The 12,069-nt window shown below is 61.3% G+C and carries 13 protein-coding genes; 2 read left to right on the top strand and 11 right to left on the bottom strand.

Annotated elements, in window-relative coordinates:
* From EN984_RS06970 to EN984_RS06950, 5 genes are all read right to left on the bottom strand, one after another.
* Positions 1–681 (bottom strand): ABC transporter permease (locus tag EN984_RS06970; RefSeq protein ID WP_164765398.1); only part of this gene is annotated, 681 nt, incomplete at its 3' end.
* Complete coding sequence (locus EN984_RS06965) at positions 678–2,246, bottom strand: sugar ABC transporter ATP-binding protein (RefSeq protein ID WP_127269689.1); 1,569 nt, start codon at positions 2,244–2,246, stop codon at positions 678–680. The genes EN984_RS06965 and EN984_RS06970, both read right to left, overlap by 4 nt.
* Complete coding sequence (locus EN984_RS06960) at positions 2,243–3,169, bottom strand: ABC transporter permease (protein ID WP_164748758.1); 927 nt, start codon at positions 3,167–3,169, stop codon at positions 2,243–2,245. The genes EN984_RS06965 and EN984_RS06960 overlap by 4 nt, the downstream gene beginning before the upstream one ends.
* Before the next feature lie 161 nt (positions 3,170–3,330).
* Positions 3,331–4,530 (bottom strand): substrate-binding domain-containing protein, encoded by a 1,200-nt coding sequence (locus EN984_RS06955; protein ID WP_164752878.1) that lies wholly within the window; start codon positions 4,528–4,530, stop codon positions 3,331–3,333.
* Positions 4,531–4,819: 289 nt separating this feature from the next.
* Complete coding sequence (locus EN984_RS06950) at positions 4,820–5,551, bottom strand: GntR family transcriptional regulator (protein ID WP_050580511.1); 732 nt, start codon at positions 5,549–5,551, stop codon at positions 4,820–4,822.
* Between the two features lie 233 nt (positions 5,552–5,784).
* On the opposite strand from EN984_RS06950, the gene EN984_RS06945 reads away from it, so the two are divergent.
* Together EN984_RS06945 and EN984_RS06940 are read left to right on the top strand one after the other, a co-directional pair.
* Entirely contained in the window at positions 5,785–6,189 is a 405-nt protein-coding gene (locus EN984_RS06945) for a hypothetical protein (protein WP_024504908.1), read from the top strand.
* 10 nt (positions 6,190–6,199) lie between these two features.
* The gene (locus EN984_RS06940) at positions 6,200–7,069 is read left to right on the top strand and encodes an alpha/beta hydrolase (RefSeq protein ID WP_206517133.1); all 870 of its coding nucleotides are present in this window, start codon (positions 6,200–6,202) and stop codon (positions 7,067–7,069) included.
* A gap of 72 nt (positions 7,070–7,141) precedes the next feature.
* On the opposite strand, the gene EN984_RS06935 is transcribed toward EN984_RS06940, so the two are convergent.
* From EN984_RS06935 to EN984_RS06910, 6 genes are all read right to left on the bottom strand, one after another.
* The gene (locus tag EN984_RS06935) at positions 7,142–7,909 is read right to left on the bottom strand and encodes a carbohydrate ABC transporter permease (protein ID WP_236382678.1); all 768 of its coding nucleotides are present in this window, start codon (positions 7,907–7,909) and stop codon (positions 7,142–7,144) included.
* Between the two features lie 62 nt (positions 7,910–7,971).
* A complete protein-coding gene (locus tag EN984_RS06930) occupies positions 7,972–8,892 on the bottom strand; it encodes a sugar ABC transporter permease (protein ID WP_024504905.1) in 921 nt (306 codons plus the stop codon).
* Complete coding sequence (locus EN984_RS06925) at positions 8,885–10,222, bottom strand: sugar ABC transporter substrate-binding protein (RefSeq protein WP_236382677.1); 1,338 nt, start codon at positions 10,220–10,222, stop codon at positions 8,885–8,887. The genes EN984_RS06930 and EN984_RS06925 overlap by 8 nt, the downstream gene beginning before the upstream one ends.
* A gap of 89 nt (positions 10,223–10,311) precedes the next feature.
* Entirely contained in the window at positions 10,312–11,133 is an 822-nt protein-coding gene (locus tag EN984_RS06920) for a helix-turn-helix domain-containing protein (protein ID WP_127267386.1), read from the bottom strand.
* The gene (locus tag EN984_RS06915) at positions 11,127–11,612 is read right to left on the bottom strand and encodes an OB-fold domain-containing protein (RefSeq protein ID WP_206517131.1); all 486 of its coding nucleotides are present in this window, start codon (positions 11,610–11,612) and stop codon (positions 11,127–11,129) included. The genes EN984_RS06920 and EN984_RS06915 overlap by 7 nt, the downstream gene beginning before the upstream one ends.
* Positions 11,579–12,069 (bottom strand): thiolase family protein (locus tag EN984_RS06910; protein ID WP_164765397.1); only part of this gene is annotated, 491 nt, incomplete at its 5' end. The genes EN984_RS06915 and EN984_RS06910, both read right to left, overlap by 34 nt.

Raw genomic sequence — 12,069 nt, 5'->3', positions numbered from 1 at the left:
GGTAAACACCAGCCCAGCGATCGCCGCCAGCACGCCGCCAATGACGTAGGCGATGATGCGCACGCCCGCCACATTGACGCCCGATGCGTAGGCAGCGCGCGCATCCCCTCCAACGGCGAGCAGGTTGCGGCGGTAGCCTGTCCGCTCGAACGCCAGCCAGACAAGGCCAAGCACGATGAGCAGGACGAGCATCCCCGAAAGTCCGCCATAGCTGTCTGCAAGACCGAGCAGCCATTGCGGCGCCAGACCGCCGGCCATGGGCAGCATCTCTAGCGTAATGCCCTGGAAGGCGAGGAACGTGCCCAAGGTTGCGATTATCGGCTGGACGCGCACGACTGCGATGAGGAAGCCGTTCAACAGGCCGGACAAGATGCCGACGCCCAGCGAAGCGCCGATGATTGTCACCGGATCGGCCCACCCATTCGGCACGAGGATCGACGTCACCATGGCATTGACGAGCCCCGCAAGCGGCCCGACCGAAAGGTCGATCCCGCCCTCTCCTGAAAGCACGGGCGCGGTCTGGGCCATGGCGGTGATGATGAACGGCGCCACGCCGATGAGCATGCCGTTCCAGTTCGTCACATCGGTAAAAGCGGGGCTGGCGAAGGCGTTGAGAGCAGTAAAAATGACCACCGCAATGAGCACGGGCCATGCGTAGCTGCGGTCGCCGAGCCACTTCATGTCGAGGTCTCCAGTCGGCGTTGCGAGAACATCGCATCGATCAATGCGCGTTCACTAAGGTCGCCGCGCTCGACGATCGCGCTGACGGCGTGATCGTGAAACACAACCACCCGGTGGCAAAGCAGGCACAGTTCCACCAGTTCGGTCGACAGCATCAGGATGGAAACGCCGCTCAAAGCGAGATTATTGAGCACCTCGTAGAGGTCGCGCTTGGCACCCAGATCCACACCACGCATCGGATCGTTCAACACCAACACACGCGGTTGGGTGGCGATCAGACGCCCGAGTAGCGCCTTCTGCTGGTTGCCGCCACTCAGCGCCGATATCGGCGTGTCGAGCCCAGCCATCTTGACCCTGGTCCGCCGAGTGACCTCGCCGGCGACCTCTATCCGCTTCCTTGTGCCCAGCACACCCCAACGGGCGAATGAGCCGAGCGCCGATACGGTCACGTTGTCGAGCACCGACAGCGGGGCGAAGATACCCTCGGATTTGCGGTCGCGCGGCAGGAACGCGATCTTCGCGCGCGCCGCGTCGCGTTGCGACCGTATGGTCATGGTCCCGACGTGCACTGTCCCCGTGGGCGCGCGACGCAGACCAGCGATGCACTCCAGCAGGGCGACCTGGCCGTGCCCCTCCAGCCCCCCCACGCCAATGATCTCGCCGCGACGAAGGTCGAGATCCAGTGTCGGCTTGCCTTCGAGAACCGACAGGCCTCGCACGCCGACGATCACCTCGGCATTGGCGGGAATAGTCTCGCCGCAGCCTTCGCCTTCCGCCGCCCGCGCACCTTCGCGCGTCGACATCAGGTCGAGCAGGATTTCGCTCGATACTGCGCCGCGCTCCAGCGATGCGACGCTCCGGCCAGATCGAAGTACCGTCGTGCAATCGGCAAGGGCGTGAATCTCGTCCATGCGATGCGAGACAAATAGGATCGATCGCCCTTCGCCACGGAAACTTCGTAGCACTTCGAAGAGACGATCGCGGTCTTCGATATCGATCGCGGAGGTCGATTCATCGAGGATAAGCAGGCGCCAGGGCCGCATAAGAGACCGTGCGACGCCGATCATCTGGCGGTTGGCGAGCGATACCGTGCCGGCCAGCCGCTCGATATCAAGATTGCCGATACCGACAGCCGCCAGTGCTTTCCGCACGGCTTCGCGCTCGCGCAAGGGGGTCATCTTGCGACGGATCATGCCGTCCAGGCCCAACATGACATTGTCACGAATTGACATGTCTGGAAGGACCAGCGTCTCCTGGAACACCGTAGCAATGCCGGCGTCCTGCGCGGCACGCGGATTCGCGAAACTGGCTTGCCGGCCGAGCCAATCCAGTGTGCCCGCTTCTGCGCGGACGATGCCGCTGAGTATCTTGATCAGCGTGCTCTTGCCCGAACCATTCTCTCCGACAACGGCATGGATTTCGCCCTCGCGGATCGACAGCGAGCAGGAATCAAGCGCGATCGTTTCGCCAAATGTCCGGCGAAGCCCATCCGCGGACAGAAGCAGCGGCATGCCCTTGCGGTCGGCGGGCGGTTCTATCGCGCGCTGATGGACCGCGCTCTTCATATGCGCATACTCAGATGCGGTTCGCGGCCATAGAGCGCCACGAGCCCGACGATCAGGAAACCGAGGAATATCTGCTGTGCCGCCTGGTCGAGCCCGAGACCGACAAGGAGGGTGCTAAGTTCTGTTACGACAAGACAGCCGGCAATTGTGCGCCCATAGCCGCCGCGCCCGCCGGTCAGCGGCGTGCCGCCGACGACGACTGCTGCGACAGTGGTGAAGAGGTAGGCTGCGCCGACGGTCGGATCGGCCGCTCCGCTGAAGCCTGCAAGTAGAATGCCCGTCGTCGCTGCCAGGAAGGCACTGAGCGCGTAGACACTCATCCAGACGAGCAGCATCGGCACGCCGGCCAATTCGGCGGCGCGAGGATTTGCCCCTGCGGCGAACATCCAGCGGCCGAGCTTGGTCTTGCGCTCGAGGAATAGGATGCCGCCGGCGATGAGCAGCCAGATCACCACGGAGCCGGGCAGCGGGATGGGACCGGTCTTGCCGATAACCGAAACCATGTTGACGAGCCAATCAGGCACCAAGCCCGAAACCTCGCCATGCGTCCCTGCCCAGATGGCGCCAAGGATGATCGAGCCGCTCGCCAGCGTCACCACGAGCGGGTTGAGCTGCAGGTATCGGGATGCAAAGCCGTTTGCCAGACCGATCAGCGTCGCCAGCGCTAGAATGAACACGGCCGCAGCAAAAGCGGAATAGCCGGCGCCGTAAAGCAGCGCGAACAGCACGTTAGACAAGCCGATCACAGCCGGGATCGAAAGGTCGAAGCCGCCGATGACGATCGTCAGGGTCTGGCCGATCGAGGCGATGCCAAGCAGACTGGAAAGCAGCAGAAGCGACAGCAGGCTTATGACGCTGGCATAGCCGGGAATGAAGACGTTTATGACAAAGAAAAGGATGAAGGCGAGGAGAAACGGGGCCAAAGGCCCGGCCACTCGTTGGATGGTCTTGAGGGACAAGTCGGTCAAAGTGCGACTACCATTCATACCCGACGGGTGTGATCCTTTGAAAAGCAATGCCGCGCACGATGCGCAACTCCCTTATGGGTGCCCGCGCTGAACGCGAGCACCCATCGTGGTGCATTTCACTGCGGCTGGGCGTTGGTCGAGACGATCTCAACCTTGGCTCTCGGCTCGCCGCCGGTGAAGAACTGCTCGAAATACGAGTCCGGCACGAGGTGCAGGTCCTTGCCGTTGGCGAAGCAGGTGCTTTGCACGGTCATGGAAGCGTCGTAGTAGTCATTGAAGTTCTCCGCCGTGATGCTGGGCAGCGGCATGAAGATGGTGTTCACCTTCGGTTTTTGCCCGGCCATCATGTGCAGTGCAGGAATGAAGGCGGAATAGGCCATCGGACCGCCATCCTGGACAAAGGTGTTGGCGGTGAGGTTCTTTTCCTTCCAGTAAGCAAGCAGGCTGCAAAGGTTGGTGACTTCGGTGATGATCGGAAGCGCACGGCCCGACTGCTCGAACGCTTGGCCCACGCCAACGCCCATATTGCCTGTCGAGAACACAGCGTGCACAGGCTCAGGATGCGTCGCCAGGAACTTCAGCACCTCGGTTTTGGCCACCGACCCGGTCCACATGCCAAACAGGCTGCCGGCGACCTTAATGTCGGGAAACGCCTCGACGGCCTTCCGGAAACCTGTCTCCTGAGCGACCGTGTTCGCGGTCCCGGGCTGTCCGTTCATGATGAGGGCGGTACCTTTGCCGCCCAATTGCTTGGCGATCCACTCACCTTCGTACTGACCGCGATAGTAGGGATTGGTCGCTACGTTCAGCGCTTCCGGGCAGGTGACCGTCGAGTCGATGGTTACGAAAAGGATGCCCTTGTCGAAAGCCTCCTTGATGCCCGCGCAAAGGCCGGTCGCAGACCCCGGATAGCTCATGATCAGGTCACAGCCCTGCGCGATCTGCGCCTTCAGCTGCGTGAGCTCGAGGTTGATGTCGCCGTTAGAGTTCGTGACGTTGAGTTCGGGTTCAGCGAGGCCTTGATCGGCCAATTGCTTGGTCAGCGCCTTCAGCTCCGCCACAAGGTTGGCGCGCCACGAATTCCCAAGATAGGAATCATTGTGGCAAATCTTCCATGGCGGCGCATGGGGCTTCCAGTTAGCGAACGGATCGGCGACTATATTGGTCGCATACCAGTAGCCGCCGTAGTATTTCTGCGCCTCCTTCGGCACGGCGGCCAGCGCGGCTGCCTGCTCCTCGGCCGTCGGATCGGCCGCGTGACTAGCCGCCAGCCCGACCAACGAAAATGCTGCCGTGCAGGCCGCCACGGTGATCACGCGGGCGAACCGTACGGCTCTGTTCTTCCAGGTAAGCATGCTCTCCTCCCCTTTTTATCATGAGGTTCGCAAACCGCCGGAAGGACGAATCTAACCCTCGCCATGAGGGTCGCTCATAGCAAACGTTAAAGACCCTCCCTGCTGGCCTGTTTGGAACAGAACCCCTGCGATGGTTATAGGAGACACTGACAATTCAGCCGAAGTCGTCGTTGGCTATGCGGCCATCGCCCCAGACGATGTCCATGGGCGCGCTCCGCAGTTGCGACTGTCACTAGGTGAGGCGACTTCCTCAGGGCAAGACGGGCATCTTGTAGTTTGCCAGGAACTCCGACCAGCCTGTATTGATGTGCACTTCCATCGCACCCGTAGCGCCCTCAACATCGCCCCGCTCCAGAGCGGCCAGAAGCGTCACGTGTTCATCGAAAACGCGCGACTGCCTGCCCGGCATCTGGCTCAGCAAGTCGAGCGGATATTTGGCCCAGAGTATGCGCACGAAATCGAGCGTCTGCGCCTGGCCTGCCAGTTCGTATAGCCGGAAGTGGAAGCGAAAATTCTTCTCCTGGCAGGCGGCGCGGTCGCCAGCCCTGGCGGCCATGAGAAGATCGTGGTTGATGGCTTTGAGAACGTACAGATCGTTCGGCGACATGCGCCGCGCAGCTTCCGCGGTCAGGCGCGTTTCAAGCAACTGTCGTAACTGGTAGAGTTCCTCGGCACCTTCGATCAGGAAGGGTGCGACGATCGCGCCGCGATGGGCACTCACCGCCACATAGCCCTGGGCTTCCAGCAGCCGCAGCGCCTCGCGCACCGGCGTGATCGAGACGCCGAGCATCTTGGCGATCTCGGCCTGCTTCAGCTTCTGTCCACGCGCGAGGACACCGACGATGATCTTTTCGCGCAGCACTTCAGCAATCTGATACTCAGCCGTCGTCCGTGATTTCAAAGACCAGTCGCCGCTGTCGTCGGCGAGACTGCGCTTGCTGATCTGTTGCTGCAATGCGTCGAGCGGCTGGTGGTCGGTCATTCCTCATTTCCGAAGCCGACACTCGAAACTGCTGGTCGACCTACATCAGGATTTCCATGTTCGTCCCGTTCCCGCAACCACAATCGAGCGGTTCAGCGTTCGACGGGCATCAGAATATTGATTTCTTCAGCCGGACTCTTGAGATCGGTTGATTTCGGCCTCTTGGCGAGTTGGGATCACGGTGGATTTTTTCCCATCGCGCACCCTAACGGAAGCATGGAGGAGTATCGTCAGTGAGCGACAAGGACCAGTTGGTCATTCCCGTCAAAGCCGTCCGCGATGGCGTCAATAAGGACCCGGAGTTTGCGATTGCCGCCCGCTTCTGGAACGCCCGCATCCGCTTCTACAGCAACGAGGCGGACGAGTATTTCATGGAGATCCGGGATGGCCGCGTCGTGGACTTCCAGCAAGGAAGCGACGGCTACAAGTCGTCGACCATCTATGTCGGCGGGCCGCGGGAAACCTGGCGCGACATCCTGAAGCCGGCGCCGGCGCGCTTCTGCAACGACTTCTTCCCGGCGGCGATCCATCGCGGCATGCGGCTCGGCGGCGATCTGTCGTCGCTCTACGCATATTACAGCGCCTTGCAGCGAATCCTCGCCGTGATGCGCCAGGAGATCAACGGCGTGAAGGCTTGAGGGACGGATGATGGCAAAGTTTGCAAAGATGGAATGCGGCTATCTGTATCTGACCCTGGATGACACCGAGTACCGTATATACCTCGAACAGGCTGGCACCGGCATCCCGGTGCTGCTGCAGCACACGGCAGGCACCGATGCGCGCCAATGGCGGCACCTTCTCGAGGATGAGGAACTCACCCGGTATTTCCGTTTCATCGCGTGGGACTTGCCCTACCATGGCAAGTCGCTGCCTCCCCTCACCCACCGCTATTGGGAGACTGGCTACAAGCTCAAGATGGACTGGTTCCTGCGCTACGTGCTCGAGTTGTCAAAGGCGCTCGAGCTCGACAGACCCGTCTTCATGGGCTGCTCGATGGGTGGGCTGCTGGCGACCGATCTGGCGCTTTACCATCCCGAGCATTTTCGCGCCGCGATCGCGCTTGAGCCTCTTATCAAGAGCCCCGAGCCTGGCACGCTGACAGACTGGTACTGGCACCCAACGACATCCAACGACACACGCGCCGCCTTGCAACACACACAGTGTTCGCCGAGCAGCCCGGAGGTTTACCGCCGCGAGACGATCTGGATGTACAGCCAGGGGGCGCCGTCGGTCTTCCCGGGCGACCTGCACTATTATGTCGAGGAGCATGATCTCACGGATACGGCCAAGTATATCGACACGGCGAAGATCGACCTCTATTTGCTGAATGCCGATTACGACTGGTCGGCGACGGTCGAGGAAGGGCGTCAGCTTGCGTCGATGATACCCGGCTCGAAATGGGTGCATATGCGCGACATGGGCCACTTCCCCATGGCCGAGAACCCGGCGAAGTTCCGGGAGTATATCGTGCCAATCCTCGATGAGATCAGGGCGAAGTCAGCAAAGCGCACCGGCTGATACCGCCCCGGGAGGCCAGCGAAAAACGCAGGAAGCAAAATCGTCGACGCTTTTTCCAACCTGGATTCTGGTTTACTTGACGCTGCCCGCCGTCAGCCCGCCGATCAGCCACCGCTGCGCGAACAGCCCGATCAGATAGACCGGTATAATGCCGGTGAGAGACGCTACCGCCATCTGGCCGAAATTTATCAATCGCTCGCCCTGGAAAAGAGCTATCGCCACCGGCAGCGTTCGGCTGCCTTCGTCATTGCTGAAGGCGGAGGCGAGCAGGAACTCATCATAGGCGAGGATGCCACAAATCAAACCCGTTGCCACGAGGCCTGGCGCCATGACTGGGCCGACGAGGCGAAAGATGATCGTGAAATACCCAGCACCGTCGATCTTTGCCGCTTCGTCGATTTCCACGGGCACCCGTCGCAGGAAGCCTGACAACAGCCAAAAGGCCACCGGCAGGTTGGCTATCCCGTTGACCAGGATAAGGCCAGACAGGCTGTTGAGCAGACCAAGCCGACGCAGAAGCAGAAAAAGCGGAATGAGCGCGACCACCGGCGGCGCCACGTAGGTCGCCAGCGTGAAGGCCGGAAGGAAGCGCCCGCCGACCTTCAACCGCACCATGGCGTACGTGGCTGGAAAGGCGACGGCGAGCGTCAGCAGGCTGCTACAAACCGCGACCAGCAGCGAGTTCGCCAGCAGGCGAAACAGTGGGATGATCTGGAAGGTGTTGATCCAGTTCGCCAGTGTCGGTGCCTGCGGCAGGAAATACCCGGTAAGCACCTGGTCTGGCGTCTTGAAGGAAACCGAGACGAGATACGCAATCGGCAACACAAAGAAGCCGACCATGACCGCGGCACACCCTGTTGCGACCCGGCCCCGCGACTTCCCCCCAGCTTGACTGGAATGGCTCATCCCGACCTCGTTTCGCTGCGTTTGTGAAGCCAGGTGATAGGCAGGGTGACAATACTGACGAGGATGGCGAACACCAGCGTTTGGGCTGCGGCCAGACCGACATCGAACTCCTGCATGGCAGTGCGCCATATGCGGAAGGTGGTGACGGTGGTGCTGAATCCCGGCCCGCCGAATGTCAGACCATAGACGAGGTCGAAGAGCTTGAACGCGATCACGACGCGCAACAGCAAGATGGCAAGCAGCGTCGGCATCAGCATCGGAAGCGTGATCTGCCAGAAGATCGTTCGCGGCGACGCGCCGTCGACACTTGCCGCCTCGAACACCTCGTCTGGCAAGGTCTGGAGCGCCGCATAAGCGAGGATCGCCACGAACGGCGTCCACTGCCAGGTATCGGCGACAGCGACCGAAAGGAAGGCTGCGGGCATGGTGCCGAGGAATGAGACCGGCTGGTCTATGATGCCGGTGCGCAACAGCACGCCGTTGAGCAGGCCGCCGGCGGGCGCAAGGATCAATTTCCAGGCCACGGCCACCATCATGGGCGGCGTCATTAGCGGCAACAGGATAAGGCTGCGCACCCACCTCGCCTGCTTCAGACTTGAATGCAGCATCATCGCGATCGCCAAGCCAAGTGCGAGCTGGATCAATGCGACGGGAATTGCGAAAATCGTCGTCCTCAACAGGGCCGCCTGAAAGTCGCCATCGCGCTGAATGGCGGCAAAGTTGGTCAGAACCGGCCAATGCTGGAACTGCCGCCCCAGCGAGCTCTTCGACAGCGACAACGCAAGCACGTCGAGAAACGGATAGATGGCAAAGGCGGAGAGGCCGAGCAGCAGCGGCGCGACCAGAAGGAACCCTGCCAATCGCGAGCCGCTTACCGTCGCTCCGGCCGATGTGGAAACCGGGTTGCCTCTATCCATTCAGCATTGCAACCCAAGCCGCCTGGGCATCTTTCATAGCCTGCTCGGGGGTCTTGGTATGAGCGAGAACCAATGCAAGTTCGTCAGCCAGGCCTTGCAGCATCTTGGACGCCAGTGCCCCGGTAGGCCAGGCAAGCGCGCCATTTAGTGCCTGGGCGCCAGCAGCCTGAACCTTCGGCGCCGCCGCCTTGTACTGGCTGCTGTCGAGAACCGACGTGAAGATCGGATCGATGCCACTGCCGGGAGTCAGTGTCAGCTTGAGGTTCATTTCCTTGCTGCAGGCAAACTTGACCAGTTCCCAAGCGGCGTCCGGCTGCTTCGAGCCGGCCGAGATCGCCAGGCCGAAACCGGCGTCGAGCGAGCCGCGATGCTGTTTGTTGGCGCCGCCAATCGGCATCTGCACCACGGTCCACTTGTCAACAATCTGCGACATTGCCGGATCCTGTGCGTTGACCCCGAGATCGGTCCAGAACTCGATCATGGCCGCCTTACCGGAGAGGAAGGCCGGCAATCCTTGCTCGAACCCGGTTTCCAGCGGCGTCGGCAGAGCATACGGAGCAACGTTAAGCATGGCCTGGACGGCCGCGATGCTGACTTCCGAATCGAGCAACGGCTTGCCGCTGGCATCGAAGAAATCGCCACCCAGACCAGCCAGCCGGTTGGTGTAGCTGCAGCCTATCATGAAAGGGTTTTTCACACCGAGCAGCGCGGTGCCGAAGATGCCGTTCGCTGTCTCGGCCTCCGTGATGACCTTCGCCGTCGCCAGATATTCGTCCCAAGTCGTGGGCGGCTTCTGGCCGCTCCGTTCCAGGATCTCGGTGTTGACGAACAGCACGTGCGAATCGCCGTCATATGGCACCCCCCAGCGCTTTCCCTTGTACAGTGTGTAGGGATCGTAGATCGACGGCAGGAAGTCCGCAGCGGCATAATCCTTGGCAATGCGGTCGGTAACGTCGACGACCGTGCCGTCTTCGGCGAGCGCGCCGAGCAGACAGTACCAGTAGTCGATGACGTCGTAGACGTTGGATCCGGACTGGACGTCGAGGGTCGCCTTTTGCTGGATCTGGTCGTTGGGAACCGGCAGTACGTTGACCTTCGCGCCGGTCGCCTTGCCGAACTCGTCTGCAACTATGCGTCCACCGGTGACGTGCGGCTGGATCACCATAAGATTGAGTTCGATACCCTTGAGATCGGGCGCGCTCCATGCCTGCCGCGGCATCAGAGCGGCTGCCCCCAGCATTGCTGACGTGCCGAGCAATTGCCGTCGTGTCAGCGACATTTGCTGCATGAGTTCCATCAAGTTACTGCTCTTCATTGCGCATTCCTCCACCAGCCTGCTTCTTAGTCGTTTTAGAAAGAGCCGCCTGGTAGCTCCTATTCCGCCCCGGCGTACGCATGTGGCGGTCAAGCACTTCGCCCTCACGCACCCCAGGCTTCTGCAGCGAAGTCACGAAGCAGCGCGGCGAACCTCGACCGACCGTCCGCGTGCCCGGAAACGGCAACGCCAATGCCGATCGCAGCAGGCGCTCCAAATCGCGCGGGCAACTGGATTGCGATGACGAGGTCGTCCTGGGCACTCAGATCGCGACAAACCGCGAAGCGATCGACGCGGTGCATTCGCAGCTCGTTGACAAGATCCTCCACATTGACCGCATGTGCAGCATCGCCGACGGCGTTCCCGTGCCGGAGAATGCCACGTACGTCATTCTCGTTCTCTGCTAGAAGCAGCATCCTGCCCAGGGCGTCGCTGCCAATCGGCAACTTCATGCCGGGACTCAGGCGATTCGTCCTTGGCTCGGCCGACGGCCAGGAGACATGCACATATTGAACGTGCACCCCATTGCGGACGCCAAGCCGGACATTTGCATTGGCCTCGATGCTCAACGCATCCAACGCCTGCAGCAGGCCGCTGCCCTGGAGAAACGTGTCGTGGACCCAGTTGCTCAACAGCACGGAGCGGACGCTCGGTAGGTATTTCCGCGTCTTGCGATCGCGCGCTATGAAACCTGCACCGCTCATGGCCTGTAGCAGCACGGACGAACTTGACTGGGGGATTTCGAGCGCGCAGGCGATTTCCGAGACCGACAGCGGGCGGCGAAGAGCAGCAAAGAGTTCAATGATTTCGAGCGGGCGCGTCGCCGATCTCAGGATGCTGCGGTTTGGCCGGGCTGGCAGGCGGCCGGCGTGATGACGATCGCATCCGGCCGCGCTCACTTCGGCGTCAGCTGCTTCGTTCAGCATCCCGGTTCGTCCAGAGAAAATTTCGGTAATGCAATGCCATCGGCGATGCGGTCGAACACCACATGGACGCGCGCACCAATCCTGAGGTTCGCCTGCCCGCCGACCAAATTGCTGACGACCAGCGGGCCTTCGTCAAGCCGCACCAGACATGTACGGTAGGGCAAGTCTGCCTCAAAGCCGTCCCAATAGGCGCGATGGAAATCCGCCCAGGACTGCAGCGTGCCTTTTCCGCTCGCCGGTTTCCAGGTCTGGCGGTCATTCAGGCACCGAGGGCAGACCGGCGCTTCGGGAACATGAGCGTCGCCGCACGCATCGCAGGTCTGCAGCGCGTAAATTGACTTGAGCGCATAGTCCCAGAACGGCCTGTTCAAGGGCGTAATCTTGGGCAACGGCTTTGCCTCTACGGATTTCTCGGAAGCGGAAGCGCCATACGCCATGTCAGCCGTCACGCCCGCGTATAAACGATCGTGCGCGTGCATGGTGTTGCTTGCACGTACGTCACGACTTCACAGTCCTCAACCTGCCGATCGCCGCATTCGCCACGCAGTTGGCGCACCGCCTCGACGTTGAGGGCCCAGCCCTGCATATACGAATTGGACAGATGGCCGCCGTCCGTGTTGGTCGGCAGCCGGCCGCCAAGTTTCAACGCTCCGCCCTCGACGAACCGGCCGCCTTCGCCGCGCGGGCAGAAGCCAAGGCCTTCGAGGCTGAACAGCACGGTCGGACTGAAATTGTCGTAACACATCAATGCATCGACATCGGCGGGCTCGACGCCGGCCATGGCGAACGCCTCATCGCCCGATGCCGAGACCTGATCGTGCCAGAAGTCGATGTGAAAATTCTCTATGGACGAGTTTCGATAGGCCTCGCGCCCCGAAAATCCGCTGATCCGAACCGGCGGCTTGGCGAGATCAGCGGATTTTCGGGGCGCGAGGC

It is taken from the genome of Mesorhizobium sp. M7A.F.Ca.CA.004.12.1.1 (genome assembly GCF_003997835.1).
Classification (GTDB): Bacteria; Pseudomonadota; Alphaproteobacteria; order Rhizobiales; family Rhizobiaceae; genus Mesorhizobium.
Note: the sequence above shows the minus strand (reverse complement) of the source record. Positions and strands in the feature narration are given on the sequence as shown.